At 36.2% G+C, this 232-nt stretch carries 1 protein-coding gene; it reads right to left on the reverse strand.

Features of this window, described 5'->3' with window-relative positions; genetic code table 11:
* Positions 1–20 precede the first annotated feature (20 nt).
* Positions 21–232, reverse strand: a 212-nt coding sequence (locus AB2B41_RS24215; protein WP_367880288.1) for a hypothetical protein, incomplete at its 5' end; no start/stop codon positions are given.

Here is a 232-nt window from a genome sequence, read left to right on the forward strand (position 1 = left end):
CTTTTATCTGGGTTGTTTGGTTATTTAGCATTTTTTGTTTTTTGATGGGGGTTCGTTTTGGTTTTTGTTGCGGGTGGGGTGGGTTTTTTTTTTTTTTTTGTTTTTTTTTTTGTTTTGGGTTTGTATTTTTTTTTTTTTAATTTGGGTTTATTGTTGTGGGGCGAGTGGGGTTGGGGGGGGTTGTTTGGTTTTTTTTTTTTTGTGGGGTGGTTTTTCGTGGTACACCATGTCG

Source organism: Sulfitobacter sediminis, assembly GCF_040811725.1.
Lineage (GTDB): Bacteria > Pseudomonadota > Alphaproteobacteria > Rhodobacterales > Rhodobacteraceae > Sulfitobacter > Sulfitobacter sediminis.